Here is a 21,649-nt window from a genome sequence, read left to right as displayed (position 1 = left end):
GATGCTGAAGTACAAAGCTGAGTTATTAGGGATTCAGGTAATTGTAACAGAGGAATCATACACAAGTAAAGCTTCATTCTTAGACTTAGATATTATCCCTACATATCACCCAGGTGGGAATAATAATTATAGGTTCAGTGGAAAAAGAACATCCAGAGGGATATACAGATCCAGTACAGGAAAGAAGCTGAATGCAGATGTGAATGGAAGTTATAACATCATGAGAAAAGCAGTCCCAAATGTCTTTGGCAATGGGATAGAGGGCATTGTAGTTTGCCCAGTGAGGATAACACCTACAAAATAAGACCTGAGATATTTGTCTATGGTTTTATGAACTATCAGCATCACTTTACGCGATAGAATTCGATTGCTCGATTGGCGATACTCGCGAATTTTCGCCCGTGCTGAACTACAATTAGCATTGTAGTCTAAAAACGCCTACAATGCCCAGAGAAAAGACGATAAGAGTAAGGCTTTCGGACGATGAGTACGAAGCGCTAAAGCAACACGCTAAACAGACGGATAGAATGATATCCGAAGTGATTCGAGATTTTATTAAGAAGCTGAAGAAAAAGCCGTCCTAAAAAGACGGGGCTTGTATCCCATTTTTTTGGTCAAAAAAGGAGTATCCTGCATGAGGAACCAAATATGGGTGCAAGATTCTCAGTTTTGTCGTAGATTTTCTTTTTGCTTGATAGCATGAAAGGTTATTTCAGATTGATGTCATCTCTACCAAAAATTACACGCCGCCAAATGCGTTTCTGTAGTGGGTTTTTAGCCGGAATTTTCACCACTGGCTTAGTTAGTCAGATAGGAATTCAACCAACAGGGGCACAAAGCCTAATACCTTGTCAGTTAACAGGTGAAATGGTTAAACAAAAAGAAAGTCTACGACAGACGGCTTTAGCAGGGAATCAAGATGCACAAAGACGCTACAAAGACCTAATTTCTAAACAAGCAAAACAATTACAAGAGTGTCGATCGCAAAATTGGCCCCGCAATCAAGCGATTTGGCTACGTTTGTACCCTTGTGATTTGCGACCCGGTTCTTTAGATTACATCATGGATCGGATTGTTAATAAAGGTTATAACCAAGTTTATGTAGAAGTTTTTTACGACGCACAGGTATTATTACCCCAAGCAGATAATCCAACTCCTTGGCAATCTGTTGTCCAAATACCTGGATCAGAAAAAGCTGATTTGTTAGCACAAGCAATTCAAAAAGGTCGGGAACGAGGGTTAAAGGTTTATGCTTGGCTATTTTCGATGAATTTCGGCTATGCTTATGCTCAAAGGTCCGATCGCAGACAAGTAATAGCGCGGAATGGTCGAAATCAAACTAGTTTGGATGTAGTAAATGAGACTAGCCTGGACACTGATTTAACCAAGGGTGATGCTACTAAGGCTTTTATCGATCCTTATAATTTACAAGCTCGACAGGATTACAATCGGTTAATTCAGGCAATACTCAAACGTAAACCTGATGGAATGCTGTTTGATTATATTCGTTATCCCAGAGGTATGGGAGAAGCTTCTGTCGCAACAAGGGTACAGGATTTGTGGATTTACGGAGATGCTGCTCAACAAGTTTTATTGCAAAGAGCTTTAAACTATAAAGGTTTGGAATTAATTCGCAGGTTTTTAAGTAAGGGTTTTGTTAATAGTGGTGATATTGCTGAAATAGATGAACTTTATCCCCAAGAATCTGAACCAATGTGGCAAGGACGCATTGCTGATTTAAGTAAAGATATCTTGCCTCCTGCCCAACGTCAACCTTATTTACAAACAGAACTTTGGCAATTAAGTGTAGCTCATGCTGCTCAAGGGGTGATAGACTTCCTTTCAGCAGCAGTTGAACCTGTGCAGCGATTAGGTTTACCTTCTGGTGCGGTGTTTTTCCCTGGTGGAAATAAAGCTGTTGGTGGAGGTTTTGATTCGCGGGTACAACCTTGGGATAGGTTTCCGACTAATATTGAATGGCATCCGATGATTTATGCAGATTGTGGGACTACTGGCTGTATTTTGGAAGAGTTGCAAAGGGTAATCAACCTAGCTCCTTATGGTACTGATATTCGACCTGCGATCGCCGGAAATTGGGGTCAATCTTTCGGTAATCGTCCTTCATTAGAAGCGCAAATGCAAGCAATTCGCCAAATAGCACCCCAAATTAATACTGTGAGTCATTTCGCTTATTCTTGGCAAGAACCGGAGAGCGATCGCGAAAGAAAGTTCTGTAAAATGCAATAGTTTAGGCAGAAATAAGCTCAGAATAACCCCAGCGATTTGAGACTGCGACGAGTAATTTCTAATCGTTTAGCGGCATCATTGGCACTGGACATTTTAATGTTTGTGGCGAAGAAATAAACATTGTTGTTTTGCTCCAAGTAGCCAACGAACCAGCCAATATTAGGGGTAACGCTAGTGGCCCAACCTGTTTTTCCCCTGAGAGTGTATGTGGGGGTGCGTTCGACAATCATGATATCTTTCACTAAATCCAGAGTGCGCTGGGAGAAGGGAAGATCGTTGTGTTCTAGTCTGCGGAGAAATTCAATTTGCTGTTTCGGTGTAATTTGCAAAGGACCTTCTAACCAAAAGCGATCGATCTGTTGGGCAGTTCCAATTTGGCGATTGCCGTACCCCACTCGATCGATAAATTTCTGCATTCGTTCATATCCAACTTTGCGAGCTAAAATCTGATAAAACCAAACTGTTGAGTCTTTAAAAGCTTGGCGCAAATTGGTATCTCGATTCCAAGCAGGTATTTCACGTTTAATGCCATCCCAGGTTAAAACGGCAACCTCATCTGGAATTACACCTGTTTCTAGTGATACGAGGGAATTAAAAATTTTGAATGTGGAGGCGGGGAGAAAAGCTGTTGTGTTGCGAGACGGGTTGTGTTCGGAGAAGCGATCGTTATTTTTATCGTAGATTACAATTGAACCGTCAATATTTAACTCTCGAAATGATTCCTCTAAATTAACTTGTTGAGCAATCAGCGTTTTTGCTGAAGTTGAATTTTCTAGCAAAGGTTGCGAGTTCATCGCTAGGATTTTATATCCATTTAAGGCTATAATCACAATTAATGTTATGAAAAAACCTTTGAAGAACTTTTGCCGTAATTTGCAGATAAATCTGCCGATCAACTGCATCAATCAACTCCTCACCAAATTATACTTGAACACCCGATAAACTTCTCTCTTCTTTCTTCCTTCGCGTCCTACCCTTCGGGAAGGCTTCGCCTATCGCGTCTTTGCGGTTTTAAAAATTACTTTTGAAACTCTGCCATTAACCAAGCGCAAACCTGACTTTGATTCATCTGACGACTACGCCGCAAAGCTTCTTCTAAAACAGCTATTTCCAAACTTGTTAATACCTGAGATTGAGTAATTCTTCTGCTTCCACCATCTGCAATAGCAAAAGCAATAATCCTCACATTCTTCACATCAACAATCCAATATTCTTTAACCTGCAAATCCTCATAAAGTAACCGTTTCCCTCCCATATCATCAGCTAAAGAAGTATTCGCAACTTCAATTACTAAATCTGGCGGTGGATAGGTTTCTAAATTAATCACAGAAGTTCCCCAAGGAACAATATCTGCATTTTCCCCAATGTAATAAGAAGCATCAGGTTGGCATTCTTGAATACCTGGTTTTCTGAAACTACAGGTATTTCTCCCATTCATGGCAATCTCTTTTACCATACCATATAAATTAACCGCGACAATAACAATTGTGTGGTCTAATGAGTGGTCATTACTAATAGGAACCATTTCAATCCTCAACTGTCCATTGTGATAGTAAAACTTAGCTTTCTGAAACTCTGGTTCAGAAATTAATTGCTGAAACTCTTCCCAATTTGCTGTTACCCAGGTATCGGTTTGAAACTTAGTTAATAAGCTAGTCATGGCTTGATTTTCCTTAAAAATTTATCATTAGTCATTTGTTGAATTAACCACAAATGACTAATGATTTTGCTAGTTTTAAATTACGAAATTTACCAATTTTCCAGGTACTACAATTACCTTTTTCGGTTCTTTTCCTTCCTCAAGGTAACGTTTCGCTGCGTCAGATTCACGGGCATATTTTTCTAATCCCTGTTTATCTAAATTAGCAGGTGCTTGAATTGTGCCGCGAGTTTTGCCATTGATTTGAATTACTAAGGTAATTTCATCAACTTCTAAAGCTGATTCATCAAGTTTGGGCCAAGTTTGTTTATGGACCGATTCTTTATTCCCAATCATCTGCCATAATTCTTCGGCAATGTGAGGGGCGAAAGGTGCCAAAAGCAAGATTAAAGTTTCGATTCCTTCGGTATAAACGGCGGAATTTTTGCAACTTGCATCTTTGAGTGCGTTACTCAATTTCATCATCTCGGAAACCGCAGTATTTAATTGATAATCTCCTGCTAAATCTTTGGAAATTTCATCAATTGCGGTGTGAATGGCGCGACGTAAATCTTTTTCTGCTTTGCTTAATTCGCCTTTTTGAGTTTTGGCAGGTGTAGTTTCACTATACTCTGTTACCAAAAACCAAACCCGATTTAAAAAGCGGAATTGTCCTTCAACATCGGCATCATCCCATTCTAAATCTTTTTCCGGTGGCGCTTTGAAAAGGATGAACATTCGGGCGGTGTCTGCGCCATATTTGTTAATTACATCTTCTGGCGCTACGCCGTTATATTTAGATTTAGACATGGTTTGATAGGAGATTTCTAAAGGTTCTCCTGTTTCTGGATCTTTTGGATCTTCAGGATTTACTAAAGCGGAAGGAATGTATTTAGCATTTCCTGATTTTTTGGGATTTGTATATGTTAATCCCTGTACCATGCCTTGTGTTAATAGGCGGTTGAAGGGTTCGTCGAAGTTAAGGAGTTTGCGATCGCGCAACACCTTGGTAAAAAAGCGAGAATAAAGTAAGTGTAAAATCGCGTGCTCAATTCCACCCACATATTGATCCACAGGCATCCAATCATTTGTTTTCGCAGAATCAAACACCTGTTTCTCATTCTTGGCATCAGTAAAGCGCAAATAATACCACGATGAATCGATAAAAGTATCCATCGTATCGGTTTCTCTTTTTGCCGCAGTTCCACAACTCGGACATGGCACATTTACCCATTCTCCTAATTGTGCCAAAGGTGAAGGGCCTCGACCACTAAATTCGACATTCTCTGGCAAAACTACAGGCAATTCTGCTTCGGGAACGGGTACAATTCCACACTTGGGACAATGAATTACTGGAATTGGTGCTCCCCAATAACGTTGACGGGAAATTAACCAATCTCTTAACCGATATTGGATTCGCGCTTTGCCAAAACCTTGCTTTTCTGCAAAGTCAATTATTGCCTGTTTTCCTTCAGTAGAATTCATCCCATTAAACTCACCGGAATTAATCATAATTCCCGGTTCTGTGTATGCTTCTGGGATGGGGGATGACAGGCAAGATGCCTGTCCTACGGGACTGGGGATTGGGGACTGGGGTAGGGGCGATTCATGAATCGCCCCTACTGTTTCTGAGGGTGTGATTACTACTTTAATGGGCAAGTTTTGTTCTGTAGCAAATTTGAAATCTCGGACATCATGGGCGGGTACTCCCATTACCGCGCCTGTGCCATATTCATACAATACGTAATCAGCAATCCAAATGGGAATTTCTTCACCTGTAAATGGATTAATTGCTTTTCCGCCTGTGGGAATTCCCCGTTTTGGTTTGTCTTCCGCAGTGCGTTCTAATTCCGTTTGACTTGCTACTTCTTTGATGAAGGTTTCAACTTTTTCTTTGTTGTCGGATGTGGTAACTTTTGGTGTTAATGGATGTTCGGGTGCAAGTACTACATAACTAACACCAAAAACCGTGTCTGGACGAGTGGTAAATACACCAATTTTTTCATCCATTCCGACAATAGGAAATTCTAAATAAGCACCAACAGATTTACCAATCCAGTTCGCCTGCATTGATTTTACTCTGTCAGGCCAACCTGTCAATTTATCTAAATCTTGCAGTAATTGTTCGGCGTAGTCGGTAATTTTGAGGAACCATTGACGCAATTTTTTCTTTTCTACTATTGCGCCAGAACGCCAAGAACGTCCTTCGCTGTCAACTTGTTCGTTTGCTAAAACTGTTTGGTCAATAGGGTCCCAGTTAACTGCGGCTTCTTTTTGATATGCTAATCCAGCTTGGAAAAATTGTAAGAATATCCACTGTGTCCATTTGTAGTAGTCGGGGGAACAGGTGGCGAGTTCGCAATCCCAATCGTAAGATAACCCAAGGCGTTTTAATTCCGATCGCATTTGGGCAATATTACTATAAGTCCACTTCGCCGGATGAATTCCTTTTTTAATCGCGGCGTTCTCTGCTGGAAGTCCAAAAGCATCCCATCCCATCGGATGTAGTACGCGATAACCCTGCATTCGATGGACTCTGGCAATCACGTCAGTTATCGTATAGTTACGAACGTGCCCCATGTGCAGGTTGCCCGATGGATAGGGAAACATGGATAATGCGTAAAATTTGGGTTTGTCTTTCTCTGTGGGGGTTTTGTCTAAACCTTCTTCAGCCCAAGTTTTCTGCCATTTTTCCTCTATTGCTGTCGGGTTATATCGAGATTCCACTTTAATTCTCCTACTATATTTGGCGATCGCATAGCGTACCGTTAGGCGGATCACTTCTGCCTCAATATTTTGACATATCCTTGAATGAACTACCGCTTAAGGTTACATCTGTAATTTTTTCCCTACTTAATGATAATGATATAGATTAAATGATTACAAAGCCATCTGAGGAAGACAGGATGAACCTTCCACTCACCAACCTGTATGATACTGACTTCTACGCTTGGACTCAAAAACAAGTTCAGTTGTTGCGTCAGCGTGACATAGAGAATCTTGATATTGAGAATTTAATTGAGGAAATAGAATCTTTGGGCAAACAGGAAAAAAGAGAGTTAGTAAATCGGTTAAAAATTCTCCTTGGACACTTATTAAAATGGCAATATCAACCTAATCATCGATCGAGAAGTTGGATTAGAACAATTCGAGAACAGCGAAATGAAATCAAAAATATAATTCGGGAAAATCCCAGCTTAAAACCTTTCCTAAATGATGCCAAAATTGCAGCTTATTCATCTGGAGTTGACCTAGCTATTGATGAAACAGGAATGTTTATAGATATTTTTCCAAAACTCTGTCCTTACTCATGGGAAGAAATAGAAAATCCGAACTTTTTCCCAGGTGATATTGCAGATTCAGACAGAGATTTACTGGCAATCTATGGAATTTCACCTGAATCTTGACCAGAGGCAAATCAAAAATCGAAAATCCAAAATTGAATGATTCAGCAAGCAAATTCAGAATTAGTCAAAGTTTTTGTTTATGGTACTCTCAAACCGGGAGAGTCCAACTATCAATATTATTGTGGTGGTAAAGTAGTAGCGGCAACCAGAGCTACTGTTAAAGGTCAATTGTTTGCTTTACCTCTAGGTTATCCGGCAATGGTTTTAGGTGAAGGTGTAGTTCAAGGTTACTTGCTGAGTTTTAACACACCAAATATTCTCCAACATCTCGACCCACTGGAAGGACATAACCCCCTGCGTCCCCCAGAGGAAAATTTGTACAACCGCAAGCAATTAGAAGTTTACAGTCCCCAAGCCGAACCTCTGGGTCTAGCTTGGGCTTATTTTATGACTTTAGACCAAGTTGAACCATTGGGCGGGGTACTAATTCCCTCTGGATGGTGGACAGGTGTTTAAAATTCCCCTTGTCCCCTTGTCCCCAGTACCCAGTATCCAGTACCCAGTACCCTCGTCAAAACTATTTGATCGAGTGTGGATAACCAACAGGGGATTTATGATATTTGTATTCGCTAGCTGATCCTTGAGGAATTTGGATTACTGGTTCGCTTAAGGCGATCGTCAAAGCTTCCGAATCAGCTGTAGTGGGAGAATTAGCGAGTTGGGGCGACCAAACATTTTGGTTGCCGAAAACGCCTGATACAGCAGCAATTAAAGCTGCTGCAATTGCTGTTCCACCCCAAACTAAAATCGGTTTGCGGCGACGATTTTCTAACTTAGAGAATACTTGATCTACGGTGAGATCTACAGGTTGGGTGGCAGCTGGTACTGGTAGACTGCGTAATCGTTGACGCAGATTAAGTAATCTTTTATATAAGCATTGGCTCTGGGGGTCGGTTGCTAACCAGTCTTCTACTTGTTTGCGTTCTGTGGCACTCACCTCTCCATCCAGGTAGGCGCTAAGTAGTTCAAAGCGATCGCGTTTTTCCATATCACGAGCGCCGCAACAGGGATCTGGCGAATCCCCAAAGGAATTCTTTTGGTGTTTTTGGGATTCAAACTCAGGAGTCATATCAAATCCTTCTGTAACAGGAGGGTAACGAAACCCTTTGGCGAGTAATCGCTAGTCTACTATGGATCATAAAACACTAGAAAGGGCTATGAACCCATTTTTATGAAGCCATTTTGAAGTTTTACTAACTATCTAAATAATTTTGTAACTGGGACTGAAGTCTTTGCCTTGCTCTAGCGATGCGCGATTTCACCGTTCCCAGAGAAACTCCGGTAATTTCGGCAATTTCTTCATAAGCCATGCCTTCTATTTCGCGCAAAACTATGGTAATGCGAAAAGCGTCTGGTAAATCTGCGATCGCTCTATGCAATTGCTCATAAAACTCAGTAGTACTTAATTTTTCTACTGGGCCGGGATTATCTGCCGCTATTTCCCAATCCATTTCGCCATCATCAAGCATTCTCGGTGCATCTAATGACAAAGGTTGGTTAACGCGCTTACGTTTCCGTAATTCGTCATAAAACAAGTTAGTCGCAATGCGACTCAGCCAACCTTGGAATTTTACAGGTTCATTGAGGCGCTTAATATTGCGATAAACGCGAATCCAGACTTCTTGGGCTAAATCTGCTCTGTCCTGCCAATCTGGAGCCAGATGATATAAAATCTTCTCCACATGGGGCTGATATCGGCGCAACAATTCGGCGAATGCCTCACGTTGCGGTCGATGACCAGTTTGGCAGCGCAAAACCAAATCGTAATTAGAGAGTTTTTCTACGGGCTGCACTTGCGTTTGAGGAATCATAACCTCAGCGCTAGACCAGGATACAGGAATTGATTGACTCATGGACAGATACAGATTAATAACGTCCTATTCCGAAAGACGATACTGCTGTATGAGAAGTTCCTGCACTTACTATGATATTTGCCTAATTTTGATCTGAGTCAGATTCTTTGTCTGGTTTTGGTTCAAAGGTAGGGGCGTAAGCTTGTAATAAAGAACTTACCTGCTGTACCACATCAGTTTTGGAAGCTTTGCCGAGTAATATTCGGGAGGGGTCTATTTCTGGTTTATCAATGTTTCGAGCAATGGCTTCTCGAACTTGTTGAGCAATAAATTCTTGCAGTTCCTCCTTCGCCCGCTTCCGTTGATAGGTAGCGCCTTCTTCGGTGGTAGCGTAGAGGGGAGGTAATCGGTTTAAGGCGTAAGCTGCTATATCACCCACATCTAATACTTGGTTACTGCTAGCTTCAATTTCGGCTACGCGAGCGATCGCTTCTGTGAGCACCAACTCTTCCATCACATTAATAAACTGTTTGCGCGGTACTGCCACCACTTCCCCAGTTAATAGCGAACCCATTAGTCGGTCTAGCGCCATATACTCTTCAATGGAAAGCTCCGAGGCAGTGTCGCAGATTCTTGCCACTTCCGCTTCCATTGCTGGTGTCAGATAACCATCTTGTAATGCTTGTTCAACTATTTTCTCAATACTCATAAATTTCTCTATGGCTCCCCAAGGCACTTTTGCTAGACGAGCTTATTTTTCTCAATATTGCCTCACCCTAAACTAGCACTCAACTGCACATCAGAAAGTTGGTTTTTCTGACCGATTAAGTAAACAATTGAGTATTTCCTGATTTAAAGCCAGGTTTTTCATCTTTACTACATTTTGGTTCTAGTTCCGGGAATTAATCAAGTGTTTGCCTGACAAATTTAGTTTTATTCCATAGTTTGAGCCAACCAAGGTGCGGGATCAATTGATTTGCCATTAACATACAAACCCCAGTGTAGGTGAGGGCCTGTGGAAGCGCCAGTGGAACCGATCGCACCAATCACTTGACCTGCTTGCACCATATCTCCTTCTTGAACGTTAATTCGGCTCAAATGCAGAAATACACTTGTTACCCCTTGACCGTGATCGATCCCAACTGTATTACCATGCAACCGGAAACCTTCGGAAAGTTTGCCCACCAAAGCTACTCTACCTGGTGCGGGAGCGACTACAGGCGAACCTTGAGGGCCTGCAAAATCTAAACCGCGATGGTAGTAGTCTTTAGCGAAAACGCCATTGTAGTAACGACGCACTCCATATCCTGTGCTTCGTCTGGCGCGACTAGGTGGAATAAAGGGGCCATTCCAGTATTTTTCCGGGGTGACTAGTTGGCGAAAAGCGGCTACTCGGTCTAATTCATGTTGGGTAGGTTTGAGTCCGCCGCTGCTAGTGGTAGCAATGCGAATGCGTTGGGTGGGGAAAGTGCGATCGCCTACATTCACCGAGAGATTTTCTACCTGTCCATCTACTTGCACCTGAATTTGGCGAATTCCTGGTCTATCCAGTGGCGTTGTCGGCAAAAATGCCCGATAGGTACTCGTATTTATCGGAAACATGGGATAACTCTTATCATCCATCCTCACCGTCGGTTTTGCCCCTTGTTTCGATCCGTCCTGAATGATTACTGAAATGGTATCCCCTAACCTGGGACTAGCTGGCGACACCTGCACCCTTTGAGCAATTACAGGCGCAGCTAAAAATAAAATCGCCGTAGTCAGAGCAAAGCAACCAATAAATCGGGCAAACCTCGCACTAACTCGCGAAATTCGCCATTTCCAGCCCAAAATAGTTCTTTGCCAAAAATTCATGATCGGTTTTCGTACACTTCCCATTGGCAGTATAGATTATCGCTAATCAGGAACTATGCCAAGGGGGGCTCTAGGGACTAGGGGACTAGGACAGGAAGGGACAAGGCGATCGCTCAAACTTTCCCTGTTCGCTGTTCAGGAGTTCCCTGTTGCCAAAATTGTCTTTGCCTTCAGGGGGAAAAAGTTTGTATTCTTAGTTAATATACCTTAATACTTTTTTCAGAAAACTTGTGCAAGAAGACTTTAGGCTAATTGTTGATCTAGTACTAGTTCTCGGTGCGGCTGTGTTTGGAGGACTCTTAGCCGCAATACTACGACAGCCTGTTTTACTGGGATACTTGTTAGGCGGAATGATTGTTGGGCCAGCCGGACTAGGATTAATTAAAGAAGTAATTCAAGTAGAAACTCTGGCTCAATTTGGTGTAGCTTTCCTCCTATTTGCTTTGGGAGTTGAGTTCTCATTTGCCGAACTCAGGAAAGTGCAGAAAATTGCTCTCGGAGGTGGGGGGCTACAAATTATCCTGACAATTTTAGTTACGGTTGTAGTCTGCGGAATTACAGGCGCTTGGGCTACTTTACCAGCCAAAGGTGTGTTTTTAGGGGCAATTCTTTCCCTTTCTTCCACTGCGGTAGTCTTAAAATGCTTGATGGAACGGAACGAAACCGAAACTCCTCACGGTCAGGTAATGTTGGGAATTTTGGTAGTTCAAGATTTAGCATTGGGGTTAATGTTAGCAGTTTTGCCTGCCCTTAACCAACCGCCGGAAGTAATTGGAAAAGCTGTAATCTTTGCTTTGTTAAGAATTGGCTTATTTGCGGCGGGTGCAGTTGCGGTGGGGATTTGGTTAATTCCACCTTTGTTGCGGTTTTTGGCGCGTACAGAAAGCAAAGAATTGTTTTTACTGGGTGTGGTGGCTTTATGTTTAGGAATTGCTTTATTTACTGAATCTTTGGGTCTTTCTATTGAAATGGGTGCATTTGTCGCTGGTTTAATGATTTCCGAGGTGGAATATGCTGACCAAACTTTGACTTATGTTGAACCAGTACGAGATATTTTTGCCACTTTGTTTTTCGCTTCGATCGGAATGTTAATCGATCCGATTTTCCTCTGGAATAATCTGGAGTTAATTCTGGGATTGGTGGCGTTAGTATTTTTAGGGAAATTCTTAATTGTTACTCCTTTAGTCAGATTGTTTCGGTATTCTTGGAAAACCGCTGTAATTGCTGGATTGGGATTAGCACAAATTGGGGAATTTTCCTTTGTTTTGGCTAGTGAAGGTCAGGTTTTAGGGTTAGTTTCTCGTCGGGTTTATTTGTTAATTTTAGGTACGACTGCGGTAACTTTGGTGTTGACTCCCTTTGTGATGCGGTTAGTACCTCAATTATTTGAAATTCCCTGGTTGAAAAAGTTTCTCGATCCAACTGATTTGCCTTTAGATGTTGCACCGGAATTACCTTTACAAAATCATGTGGTAATTTGTGGTTATGGCAGAGTTGGCAGAAATTTGGTTCAACAGGTGCAGCAACATGGTTATCCGGTAGTTGTCATCGATCAGTCGGAAAGCAAAATTCAACAATTGCGAGAAGCGGGGATTTCTTATGTTTATGGTAATGCTGCAAGTTGGCACGTTTTACAAACTGCTGGAGTGGCGCAAGCGAAGGGATTGGCGATTTGTCTTCCTGATGCAATGAGTACTAGAAATGCTTTGCGTCGAGCTTTAGAATTATCGCCAGATTTAGATGTGGTAGTGCGTGCGAATAAGGATAAAGATATCGAATTACTTTATCAATTGGGAGCAAAGGAGGTGGTACAACCAGAGTTTGAGGCTAGCTTGGAATTAGTCAGTCATTTGTTAAATCGCATGGGCATGAGTTTGGCGACTATTCAACAGCAAGCACAGGAAATTCGCAAACATCATTATTTGGAATTACGTCCACAACGATCGGCTTCTCAAGTCTCCCGTGAGTTAGAATTGGCAACGCAAGATATGAATAGTCGCTGGTATTCTTTACCTGCAAATTCACCTTTGTCGGGAATGAATTTAGCCGAAGCAGATTTGCGAAATTTGGCTGGGGTAAACTTAATGGCAATTCGCCGTGCGAGTGGGGAAGAGGTGGATTATCCAGATAATTTTACTACTATTGAGTCAGGCGATCGCTTATTAGTTGTGGGACAAGCTGAGGAGTTAGCTGCTTTAGATGAATTGGCAAAAGGTAAGGTGATTGTTCCGGCAAAAAGTGCTCCTTGTCAATGGATTTTAGTCCCGGAAAATAGTTTTTTTGTGGGGAAAAGTTTGGCACATTTGGATATTCAGCGGCAGTATGGGATAAAAGCGATCGCAATCCGTCGCGAAGGTAAGTTTATCCACGAGCCGGAAGATGATATTGACCTGCAAGTAGGTGATAGAATTTTGCTTTGTGGTGGTTATCATCCACTGAAATTATTACAAGCATCTCTGATGCCAGAAGATAAAAAATCTATTCCTATTGTGCCTGTAGTTCAAGCCGCAGAAAGTCAAGTTTTGCGCGAATATTTACCAATGGATAATTTGCGAGAACCTTGAAATTTTCAATTTAATTCAGGTCCGTTGTCAGGACTTTAGTCCTTCAATCTGGCAAGGAAACGACTGAAGTCGTTACAACGGACTACGACTGAAGTCGTTACTACGAACCAAGTTTTTAATCAAAGGCTTTTAGATAAGCTATTGATTGTCGCCAAACTAATGTTTGTTGATTACTATCATCGATAATCGCGAGGCAATTTTGGTCTTGCCAACGTAGTATTCCGCTGAGTACTTCTCCTGATAACAGCTTTAGCTCAACTCGTTTTTGAGATTTAATAATTGATTGAACTTGCCGTACACTAGGTAAATTAGTATCAAATGCACTAGTCATATCTAATTGATCGTTGGTGATTAGTCATTGGTGATTGGTCATTGGTGATTGGTCATTGGTCATGGTGGCAAAGTTATCCGAATGACAAATGAGAAATGACAGATGACAAAATACGAATGACAAAGGACAAATAACAAAGGACAAAGGTAATTGTAATGGGAATTGAGTTTACTAAGTACCAGGGCTTAGGAAATGATTTCATTTTGATTGATAATCGTAGTTCATCTGAGCCACTGTTAACACCAGAGGCGGCGGTGGAGTTGTGCGATCGCCATTTTGGAATCGGTGCAGATGGGGTAATCTTTGCTTTACCAGGACAAGAAGGTACAGATTACACCATGAGGATTTTTAATTCCGATGGTTCTGAACCGGAAATGTGTGGCAATGGTATCCGCTGTTTAGCTAAGTTTATCGCTGATTTGGAAGGTCGTTCCACCGAATCGCTGCGTTATCGGATTCATACTTTAGCTGGTGTGATTACTCCCCAGTTGCGTCATGATGGTCAAGTTACAGTAGATATGGGTGTACCGCGACTGTTGGCGCAGGAAATTCCCACAACTTTAACTGCTGCTGAGGAAAAGGTGATTAATCAACCTTTGGCAGTGGGGGGAAAGTCTTGGAATGTGACTTGTGTGAGTATGGGAAATCCTCACTGTATTACTTTTGTAGATGATGTAGCAGCGATTCCCTTAGCGGAAATTGGCCCACAATTTGAGCATCATGCGGTTTTTCCCCAACGCACAAATACGGAATTTATTCAAGTAGTTAACCGAAATTATTTGAAAATGTTGGTTTGGGAAAGGGGTGCAGGTGCAACAATGGCTTGTGGAACAGGTGCTTGTGCTGCTTTGGTGGCGGGGGTGTTGACTCTTAATTGCGATCGCCAAGCTACAGTAGAATTACCTGGTGGCCCATTGGAAATTCAATGGTCAGAGGTGGAACAAAGAGTTTACATGACTGGGCCAGCAACAAAGGTTTTTACTGGGACTTGGTATTAGGGACACAGGGACAAGGGGACAAGGGGACAAGGGGACAAGGAGACAAGGAGACAAGGAGACAAGGAGACAAGGAGAATTTTTACCTTCTGCCCCTGTGCCCCTGTGCCCCTGTGCTCCCCTGCCCCTGTGTTCAATCAATTTCTTCGATTTCAGCTGATAAGCCATTGCTATTAATTGTTTCTAGCATTTCTTCGGCTTGATCGCGATCGCTAAAAGCCCCCACTTGCATGACTACTTTGCCATCATAAATAGTGCGAAAAGCGCCAGGAACTAAAGATAAAACTTTTGTTTGTTCCTCCAAAGTTCGCACTTCAACCAGCACACGGTAACGTAAACCTAATGCTGTAGTAGTTTGATTAGTTTGAGGTAAACTTTGGCTGGGCAAACTATTAGTATTTACCTGAGAGAATGTGGTGTTCGCAGTTGGTAAAACACCGGGTTGAAGTCCTGTTTGGGGAAGTCTCGCCTGTGGTGCTGTTGGTACTGATATTGGTATTGTTGTTGGTGTTTGGGTACTTCTGGAGACGACAGTGGGGCGGCGAACTTGTCTTCTCGCCCGCCTTCTGGTAGTAGCCCTCGCCCTTCTGTTGCGACGCGCAGGGCGTTTTCTGGCAGTGGGGGCGGGAACTGGAATTTGTACAGCTGTTCCATCATTAGTAAATGCTACGGGGGAACTGCTTCGAGGGGCGCTAACTTGAATTAAATTACCATCTACATTAATGCGTCCAATTAACCGCCTTGTCGCCAATTGATTACCATAGACGGAAATTACTTGTACCGCAGTTCCGGCATTGATTTCATAGCGACCATTATTACGGAAAATATTACCACCGGGGTCTTGAACAGTCCCCAAATCTGGGAGAGTTTCAGTTAAGGCGATGACACCATCTCGACTATTGCTTTCTATAGTATTACCGCGCAAAATAGGTCTAGCTTTACCTTGGATCACAATTCCGTCTGTATTTTGGGAGATGCGATTACCTGCGATCAAGGGTGTGGCATCGTGACCAATATTAATGGCAAATCCAGTTCTTTCAAACACATTTTCCCGCACTTCTGGGCGAGAAGAACCGTAAATAGTCATGCCATTTGCCCCATTATTGGTAAAGTAGTTGTTGCGTATTAAAGGGGCGCTATTACCTGCTACGGAAATTCCATCGTGACTATTGCCAATGAAAGTACAATCTGCGACTACTGGGTTACTTGATTCAATCCATAAACCGTAGCCTCTGGTGTTAGGGTTAGTAATTGTGATTCCGGCAATGCCTGATTTGTTAGCGGCGAGGATGGTAATATTTTGACGGGCGAAAGTCGGACTAATGAATAAGCCGCCACCTTGAATAATGATACTGCGACCTTTGCTTGGGGGATCTCCTTGGAGAGTAATGCCTGGTTTTAGTTGTAGGGGGAAAGTTTCGCCGCTTTGTTGGCTGTAAGTTCCGGGGGCGAGGTAAATGACAGTGTTTTCTCTTGCGACTTTTAAGGCTTGGGTAATGGTTTTGAAAGGTGCGCCGTTGCTACCGTTTCCGGTGGTATCATTACCTGCGATCGGGTTGACAAACAATTGAGTCATGTTTGACTCTGTTTGCGATACTGGGAAACTTTCAACTACTTGGGGCTGTGGTGGTAAAGTAGGGGCGGGTTTAGCAGATAATTGTGCGATCGCAGTAGAAGAATTAATTACAAAACCCGCCCCTACTGCGATGTTTTCCCAACAAAGCAGGGCTATTGTAGCAAGTCCTAAACTGGCTTTCAGGGAGTGCTTAGTTAAATAGCCGGAGACTAACTTTATGGGAGGTTTTGCCGAATATTGACAGTGGCGTGGTACATTCACAGCTAGCTGTCCTCCTAAAATTTCCGAGAGTACTAAAGATTAAACTGCAAATCTCAGGTAAAGCAATTGTTAAAGCAAAATTTAATCGCTTCCAAGAGTCTGATTCTCCTGGTAAAAATGAGAAAATTATGCTTTGCGAGCACCCTATCTCACTAATTTATTAGGATTAATGAACTAAATGGAGTTGTGACAATGGTCGATCGCCCCAAGTTATTATTAGCTGAGTTACCCTTACAAGCGCAGCCAGCGTTATGTCGTATTTTAGATGCTAATTTAGACCGCGCTAGAGAAGGTTTAAGAATTGTTGAGGAATGGTGTCGGTTTGGTCTTAATAGTAGCGAGTTGGCAGCAGAATGCAAGCAGCTGCGCCAAGAAATTGCTAAATGGCATACCCCGGAGTTGCGGGCGTTTCGCGATACGTTGGGCGATGTGGGAACTGAGTTGACTCATCCCCAAGAAGAAACTCGCGCCAATATTAGCCAACTTTTACAAGCAAATCTTTGTCGGGTACAAGAGGCGCTGCGAGTTTTGGAAGAGTACGGCAAGCTTTATCTGGCCCAAATGGGAAGCGCATTTAAGCAAATGCGTTATCGGGCATACATTTTAGAGACGAATTTGTTAGGTTATCAACGACAACAGAAATTGTTGCAGAGTTCGTTGTATTTGGTAACTTCTGCGTCAGAACATTTGTTTGCGATCGTCGAAGCTGCTTTAGAAGGTGGGCTAACTCTGGTTCAGTACCGGGATAAAACGGGGAACGATAATGTTCGGTTTGAAGTAGCGGATAGATTATGTAAACTTTGCCATCATTACGAAGCTTTGTTTATTGTGAACGATCGAGTAGATTTGGCTTTAGCGGTGGATGCTGATGGTGTACATTTGGGTCAGCAGGATATGCCGATCGCAATTGCAAGACAGTTACTTGGCCCACATCGGATAATTGGACGTTCTACCACAAATCCAGAGGAAATGCAGCGAGCGATCGCACAAGGCGCAGATTATATTGGGGTAGGGCCAGTTTATGCCACTCCCACCAAAGTCGATAAAGCTGCCACAGGTTTAGAATATGTCCGTTATGCTGCCCAAAACGCGAAATTGCCTTGGTTTGCCATTGGTGGTATTGATCCGAGTAACTTAAATGAAGTACTCTCAGCAGGGGCAGATAGAGTTGCTGTAGTTAGGGCAGTTATGCAAGCAGAACAGCCAACTTTAGTAACTCAGTACTTTATCTCGCAGTTGACTCGCGTGCAAACTCTGCGTAATTATCGATCGCACTTAACCCAATCTCATACCTAGAACCTTAAAATGTAGAGACTTAAAATGTAGAGACTTAAAATGTAGAGACTTAAAATGTAGAGACTTAAAATGTAGAGACTTAAAATGTAGAGACGTTGTATACAACGTCTCTACAAGCCTTACATAATTTATCGATCGCACTTAGCCCAATCTCATGTCTAATGAAATCACCCTTCAGGTAAACGGCGAAAACCGTAATTGTCCTTCCCAAATGCTAATTCCCGACTTATTAACGCATTTGGGTTTTAATCCCCGGTTAGTCGCCGTAGAGTATAACGGGGAAATTCTGCATCGGCAATTTTGGTTAGAAACTGAGGTTAAAGAGGGCGATAAATTGGAAGTAGTTACGATCGTTGGCGGTGGTTGACATTCTCAGGTCTAAGAGGTTGTTTGAAAAGCCTTGGAATTACATTCGCCCAAAACTTTTCATAAATTTTAATCCCACATTCTGCACCCCCTAGATGTAGTGTGTCACACCCTTTATCTTTCGCGCATTTAGTGTAGTACTATAGAACTAAACACTATATATAACACACAAAACTTTAACTACACTACCAATAGCGTATGTGACATTTCTGGGTGCGGAATGTGGGGTGAATTAAACCGATAAATTTTTACCCAGGAATTATTTATGGTATTATATCTACAAATAATTTAAGACTGAAAACCTCAATTGTCAATAGAGAGACATAATGAAACCCCGACTTTCCCGTAAAACTAAACGTTTTATCAGCCTTTTGTTAATGGCAATAATTATATTAGCGATCGCCCCTTTAGTCAGTGCAACTGTGATAAATCAAAGTTTACCAGAACCTGTTAATCAAGGAATCATAGCATTAACACATGGGAACATACTAGTTCAAATCTCGTTTTTTGATTCCCTCGGCAGCAATGTGATGAACTTCCTCAATAGCCAGATCTTTCAACAGTTGATTCTAGGCTTACTGGCGGCAGGAGTGGCAACCCTATTGCTGGTTATTAGTTGGAATTTAATTAATAGGTTCTTCCGTTTTCTTCCGACTAAGGTGAACGAATTACAGGCAAAATATACTAGAACAATTCGCATTGGTAGTAAAGAGGTACTTCGCCCGGAACAAATTACTCAATTCTTAATGCGGGTAATTACCTTCAGCCGATTTGTCATTCTAGGGTCGATCGCGCTGTTTTATATTAACGCTGTTCTTTCCTTTTTCCCCCAGACTCAACCTATAGCCTCCATAATTTTCACCTCCATATTTAACGCAATTAGCCAGGTGGTTTTGGGATTTGTCAATTACATACCCAATTTAATTTTCCTGATTATTCTGTTTTTCACGGCTTATTATTCGCTCAAATTTATTCGGTTCATTTTTGAGGAAATTGAGGCAGGAAATCTAGCTATACCAGATTTTGATCCAGAATGGGCGGCTCCTTCACAACGAATTATTCAATTCTTAACAATTGCTCTTTGCGGGGTCGTTGCCTTTCCCTATCTTCCCGGGTCAAATAGTGGTGCCTTCCAAGGAATTTCCATCTTCATCGGCGTACTGCTTTCAATTGGTTCTAGTACAGCAGTTGCCAATATTATTGCTGGTATTCTGTTAACCTACACCCGCGCATTTAGGATTAATGATGATATTCTAATCGGCGAACTGTGGGGAACCGTGATTGAAAGAGGTCTATTTGTGACTCGACTTCTAAATTACGAGAATCAGTTTGTAAGTATTCCCAACTCAACGATTTTAAGTAGTAACGTGCTTAACTACAGAACTAATCCTCAGCCTAACCCAAGAGATAACATCTATCCTGCACCGTTATGGATTGTAGAGGTTGCCGTTCCTGCTAATGTTCCATCTCAGCAAGTGTACGAAATTTTGAGGAACGCCTCTCGTAAAGTACCAAATGTGGTACAGGAACCAGAGCCTATCATCTTAAGTTCCGCTTTCAAGCATAACTACATGAATTATATGTTGAAATATGCTACCCATACACCTAGCATAGTTAAAACAGGTAGTGCGGTGAGACAACAAATTCTAGATGAGTTTCTCAGTCAAGGTATTATCCTCGATCCGACTCAATACATTGTCTATTCTTCTCCAAATGAACCGGATTCTCAGAAGATTAATCCATTCGATCGGCAAGTTATTTCTCCAACGAGAAAACCAAACTCCGAGGAATCGTAAGCACAAAATTTTGAGCAAAAACCATGAATTATGATGACCGAGTTTTAAACTTTTATGCTGGCCCTGGCACTCTTTGAGGGAGTACGTCAAGGTACGGTAATCTACCCAGCAATACGACCTCTGGTAGCTGCCCGGAGAAGAGAGAAAGCGATACATTAGAAGAGTGTAAAGAAGTTGTAACAAAAAAGTGATTAATCAAAGAAGCTGTAGAAAATGACTAAAGTTGTGAGTAAGAACGACTGAAGTCGTTACTACGAACTTTAACGACTGGTGCGACTACGAACTTTAGACGTTTCTTTGAGATGAAGCTTTTTAAGAGGCTGGGTTATATGTACAAAAAATTACTTTCAGCTATGAAACCACTTGTCAAACCTCTGATTGTTCTGGGTCTGGTGCTAACCTTAGCATTAGGTCACGCTGACGGGGCTTTAGCCGCCCGGACTGGTGGGCGCATTGGTGGTGGTTCTTTTGGTGTCCCTAGCCGCACTTATTCCGGGCCTCGCAGTTATGCGCCTGGGCCTTCTGGAGGATATTATCCTTACGGTGGTGGCGGTTTTGGGTTTCCTTTCCTGATTCCATTTTTTGGATTTGGGGGCGGTTTTGGTGGTTTATTTACCATCATTATCTTCTTGAGTTTGGCTAACTTTTTGGTACAAACCTTCCGTCGTGTTAATGGTGGTGAATCTGAAGAGTTAGGATATTCCAGCAACCCGAATGTTTCTGTAGCCAAGTTACAGGTTGGTTTGTTGGCGAATGCGCGGAGTTTGCAAGCAGAACTGAATCAAATTGCCGAAAAAGCGGATACAGGTTCTCCTGAAGGTCGCGCCGAAGTGGTACAAGAAGCTACATTAGCTTTGTTGCGCCATCCCGAATACTGGGTTTATGCAGGTGCGGAAAGTCAACAAGCACGTTTAGCTGGTGCAGAAGCTCAATTTAATCGCTTCTCTTTAGCAGAACGGAGTAAGTTTACTTCTGAAACTCTTTCTAATATGAATAATCTGCTGAAGCAAGCTACTCCAAATGCTGCTTTACCAGCGGGTGAAACTTCTGGGGCTTTGGTAGAAACGCAACAAGAGTCAGGTGAATATATTGTAGTGACTCTGTTAGCAGCTACCTTGGGCAAAGTTGAATTACCAAAAGTGAATAGTTCAGAAGATTTACGTCAAGCTTTGCGTTTGTTTGGTGGTATTCCCGGAGATCAATTGTTAGCAATGGAAGTTCTCTGGACTCCCCAAGCAGAAGGCGATACTCTTTCTTCTGATGACATGATTGCAGAATATCCCAATTTGAAACTGATTTAATGGGGTTTTGCAAATCTCTAAAATCTGAATAATTAAAACAGGGTTGGTTAATTCTAGCCCTGTTTTTTATTATGTAAATTAATAAGTAGGTAGATATAAATAAAGTGAAAACTTTGGCGGGCAGGATGCCCACCCCACAAGAGTTGCAGCTTTCTTGTGGGGTGGGCTCTCCTAGCCCGCCCCACAAGAGTTGCAGCTTTCTTGTGGGGTGGGCATCCTGCCC

At 42.2% G+C, this 21,649-nt stretch carries 20 protein-coding genes; 11 read left to right on the top strand and 9 right to left on the bottom strand.

Going from position 1 to position 21,649, the window contains the following annotated elements:
- The 3 genes from ACE1CC_RS03615 to ACE1CC_RS03605 all read left to right on the top strand — a co-directional run.
- Window positions 1-304, top strand: a 304-nt coding sequence (locus tag ACE1CC_RS03615; RefSeq protein WP_459563791.1) for a zinc ribbon domain-containing protein, incomplete at its 5' end; no start/stop codon positions are given.
- Between the two features lie 139 nt (window positions 305-443).
- Complete coding sequence (locus ACE1CC_RS03610; protein WP_413262448.1) at window positions 444-584, top strand: plasmid mobilization protein; 141 nt, start codon at window positions 444-446, stop codon at window positions 582-584.
- Between the two features lie 136 nt (window positions 585-720).
- Window positions 721-2,247, top strand: a complete 1,527-nt coding sequence (locus ACE1CC_RS03605; protein WP_413269106.1) for a glycoside hydrolase family 10 protein — start codon at window positions 721-723, stop codon at window positions 2,245-2,247.
- A 17-nt stretch (window positions 2,248-2,264) separates the two neighbouring features.
- Here the strand turns inward: ACE1CC_RS03605 and blaOXA are convergent, their stop codons facing one another.
- From blaOXA to leuS, 3 genes are all read right to left on the bottom strand, one after another.
- Window positions 2,265-3,041, bottom strand: coding sequence for a class D beta-lactamase (gene blaOXA / locus ACE1CC_RS03600; protein ID WP_459563792.1), 777 nt, complete (start codon window positions 3,039-3,041; stop codon window positions 2,265-2,267).
- Window positions 3,042-3,265: 224 nt separating this feature from the next.
- Window positions 3,266-3,907 carry a Uma2 family endonuclease gene (locus ACE1CC_RS03595; RefSeq protein WP_413269104.1) on the bottom strand — a complete coding sequence of 214 codons (642 nt, stop codon included), beginning with the start codon at window positions 3,905-3,907 and terminating at the stop codon, window positions 3,266-3,268.
- Between the two features lie 75 nt (window positions 3,908-3,982).
- Entirely contained in the window at window positions 3,983-6,613 is a 2,631-nt protein-coding gene (gene leuS, locus ACE1CC_RS03590; protein WP_413269107.1) for a leucine--tRNA ligase, read from the bottom strand.
- A gap of 179 nt (window positions 6,614-6,792) precedes the next feature.
- On the opposite strand from leuS, the gene ACE1CC_RS03585 reads away from it, so the two are divergent.
- Window positions 6,793-7,293: a DUF29 domain-containing protein gene (locus ACE1CC_RS03585; protein ID WP_413269103.1), complete on the top strand. Its 501-nt coding sequence runs from the start codon at window positions 6,793-6,795 to the stop codon at window positions 7,291-7,293.
- Window positions 7,294-7,329: 36 nt separating this feature from the next.
- Window positions 7,330-7,749, top strand: a complete 420-nt coding sequence (locus ACE1CC_RS03580; RefSeq protein ID WP_413269102.1) for a gamma-glutamylcyclotransferase family protein — start codon at window positions 7,330-7,332, stop codon at window positions 7,747-7,749.
- Window positions 7,750-7,810: 61 nt separating this feature from the next.
- Here the strand turns inward: ACE1CC_RS03580 and ACE1CC_RS03575 are convergent, their stop codons facing one another.
- From ACE1CC_RS03575 to ACE1CC_RS03560, 4 genes are all read right to left on the bottom strand, one after another.
- A complete protein-coding gene (locus tag ACE1CC_RS03575; RefSeq protein ID WP_413269101.1) occupies window positions 7,811-8,362 on the bottom strand; it encodes an anti-sigma factor family protein in 552 nt (183 codons plus the stop codon).
- 124 nt (window positions 8,363-8,486) lie between these two features.
- Window positions 8,487-9,146 carry a sigma-70 family RNA polymerase sigma factor gene (locus ACE1CC_RS03570; RefSeq protein ID WP_413269100.1) on the bottom strand — a complete coding sequence of 220 codons (660 nt, stop codon included), beginning with the start codon at window positions 9,144-9,146 and terminating at the stop codon, window positions 8,487-8,489.
- 82 nt (window positions 9,147-9,228) lie between these two features.
- Window positions 9,229-9,795 carry a late competence development ComFB family protein gene (locus ACE1CC_RS03565; RefSeq protein ID WP_413269099.1) on the bottom strand — a complete coding sequence of 189 codons (567 nt, stop codon included), beginning with the start codon at window positions 9,793-9,795 and terminating at the stop codon, window positions 9,229-9,231.
- 224 nt (window positions 9,796-10,019) lie between these two features.
- The gene (locus tag ACE1CC_RS03560) at window positions 10,020-10,940 is read right to left on the bottom strand and encodes a M23 family metallopeptidase (RefSeq protein WP_413269098.1); all 921 of its coding nucleotides are present in this window, start codon (window positions 10,938-10,940) and stop codon (window positions 10,020-10,022) included.
- Window positions 10,941-11,170: 230 nt separating this feature from the next.
- On the opposite strand from ACE1CC_RS03560, the gene ACE1CC_RS03555 reads away from it, so the two are divergent.
- Entirely contained in the window at window positions 11,171-13,504 is a 2,334-nt protein-coding gene (locus ACE1CC_RS03555; protein WP_413269097.1) for a cation:proton antiporter domain-containing protein, read from the top strand.
- A 115-nt stretch (window positions 13,505-13,619) separates the two neighbouring features.
- On the opposite strand, the gene ACE1CC_RS03550 is transcribed toward ACE1CC_RS03555, so the two are convergent.
- Window positions 13,620-13,835, bottom strand: a complete 216-nt coding sequence (locus ACE1CC_RS03550; protein ID WP_413269096.1) for an Hfq-related RNA-binding protein — start codon at window positions 13,833-13,835, stop codon at window positions 13,620-13,622.
- 155 nt (window positions 13,836-13,990) lie between these two features.
- Between ACE1CC_RS03550 and dapF the strand changes: the two genes are divergently transcribed.
- Entirely contained in the window at window positions 13,991-14,833 is an 843-nt protein-coding gene (gene dapF, locus ACE1CC_RS03545; RefSeq protein ID WP_413269095.1) for a diaminopimelate epimerase, read from the top strand.
- A 130-nt stretch (window positions 14,834-14,963) separates the two neighbouring features.
- Here dapF and ACE1CC_RS03540 read toward each other — a convergent pair whose 3' ends face one another.
- The gene (locus tag ACE1CC_RS03540) at window positions 14,964-16,667 is read right to left on the bottom strand and encodes a DUF1565 domain-containing protein (RefSeq protein ID WP_413269094.1); all 1,704 of its coding nucleotides are present in this window, start codon (window positions 16,665-16,667) and stop codon (window positions 14,964-14,966) included.
- Window positions 16,668-16,859: 192 nt separating this feature from the next.
- Between ACE1CC_RS03540 and ACE1CC_RS03535 the strand changes: the two genes are divergently transcribed.
- The 4 genes from ACE1CC_RS03535 to ACE1CC_RS03520 all read left to right on the top strand — a co-directional run bounded on the left by ACE1CC_RS03535 (window position 16,860) and on the right by ACE1CC_RS03520 (window position 21,426).
- A complete protein-coding gene (locus ACE1CC_RS03535; RefSeq protein WP_413269093.1) occupies window positions 16,860-17,963 on the top strand; it encodes a thiamine phosphate synthase in 1,104 nt (367 codons plus the stop codon).
- Between the two features lie 154 nt (window positions 17,964-18,117).
- The gene (gene thiS / locus ACE1CC_RS03530) at window positions 18,118-18,330 is read left to right on the top strand and encodes a sulfur carrier protein ThiS (protein ID WP_413262433.1); all 213 of its coding nucleotides are present in this window, start codon (window positions 18,118-18,120) and stop codon (window positions 18,328-18,330) included.
- Between the two features lie 325 nt (window positions 18,331-18,655).
- Entirely contained in the window at window positions 18,656-20,125 is a 1,470-nt protein-coding gene (locus tag ACE1CC_RS03525; RefSeq protein WP_413269092.1) for a mechanosensitive ion channel family protein, read from the top strand.
- A gap of 329 nt (window positions 20,126-20,454) precedes the next feature.
- On the top strand, window positions 20,455-21,426 hold the full coding sequence (locus ACE1CC_RS03520; RefSeq protein ID WP_413269091.1) for a DUF1517 domain-containing protein: 972 nt from the start codon (window positions 20,455-20,457) through the stop codon (window positions 21,424-21,426).
- Window positions 21,427-21,649 lie beyond the last annotated feature (223 nt).

This window comes from Floridaenema aerugineum BLCC-F46 (genome assembly GCF_041929345.1).
Lineage (GTDB): Bacteria > Cyanobacteriota > Cyanobacteriia > Cyanobacteriales > Aerosakkonemataceae > Floridanema > Floridanema aerugineum.
This window is presented reverse-complemented; position numbering and strand designations above follow the sequence as displayed.

Bases quoted from the DNA above. Each gene is read 5' to 3' on its own strand.
- ACE1CC_RS03610 (WP_413262448.1), top strand. From the start codon at position 444: ATGCCCAGAGAAAAGACGATAAGAGTAAGGCTTTCGGACGATGAGTAC.
- ACE1CC_RS03605 (WP_413269106.1), top strand. From the start codon at position 721: ATGTCATCTCTACCAAAAATTACACGCCGCCAAATGCGTTTCTGTAGT.
- blaOXA (WP_459563792.1), bottom strand. From the start codon at position 3,041: ATGAACTCGCAACCTTTGCTAGAAAATTCAACTTCAGCAAAAACGCTG.
- ACE1CC_RS03595 (WP_413269104.1), bottom strand. From the start codon at position 3,907: ATGACTAGCTTATTAACTAAGTTTCAAACCGATACCTGGGTAACAGCA.
- ACE1CC_RS03585 (WP_413269103.1), top strand. From the start codon at position 6,793: ATGAACCTTCCACTCACCAACCTGTATGATACTGACTTCTACGCTTGG.
- ACE1CC_RS03580 (WP_413269102.1), top strand. From the start codon at position 7,330: ATGATTCAGCAAGCAAATTCAGAATTAGTCAAAGTTTTTGTTTATGGT.
- ACE1CC_RS03575 (WP_413269101.1), bottom strand. From the start codon at position 8,362: ATGACTCCTGAGTTTGAATCCCAAAAACACCAAAAGAATTCCTTTGGG.
- ACE1CC_RS03570 (WP_413269100.1), bottom strand. From the start codon at position 9,146: ATGAGTCAATCAATTCCTGTATCCTGGTCTAGCGCTGAGGTTATGATT.
- ACE1CC_RS03565 (WP_413269099.1), bottom strand. From the start codon at position 9,795: ATGAGTATTGAGAAAATAGTTGAACAAGCATTACAAGATGGTTATCTG.
- ACE1CC_RS03560 (WP_413269098.1), bottom strand. From the start codon at position 10,940: ATGAATTTTTGGCAAAGAACTATTTTGGGCTGGAAATGGCGAATTTCG.
- ACE1CC_RS03550 (WP_413269096.1), bottom strand. From the start codon at position 13,835: ATGACTAGTGCATTTGATACTAATTTACCTAGTGTACGGCAAGTTCAA.
- dapF (WP_413269095.1), top strand. From the start codon at position 13,991: ATGGGAATTGAGTTTACTAAGTACCAGGGCTTAGGAAATGATTTCATT.
- ACE1CC_RS03535 (WP_413269093.1), top strand. From the start codon at position 16,860: ATGGTCGATCGCCCCAAGTTATTATTAGCTGAGTTACCCTTACAAGCG.
- thiS (WP_413262433.1), top strand. From the start codon at position 18,118: ATGTCTAATGAAATCACCCTTCAGGTAAACGGCGAAAACCGTAATTGT.
- ACE1CC_RS03525 (WP_413269092.1), top strand. From the start codon at position 18,656: ATGAAACCCCGACTTTCCCGTAAAACTAAACGTTTTATCAGCCTTTTG.
- ACE1CC_RS03520 (WP_413269091.1), top strand. From the start codon at position 20,455: ATGTACAAAAAATTACTTTCAGCTATGAAACCACTTGTCAAACCTCTG.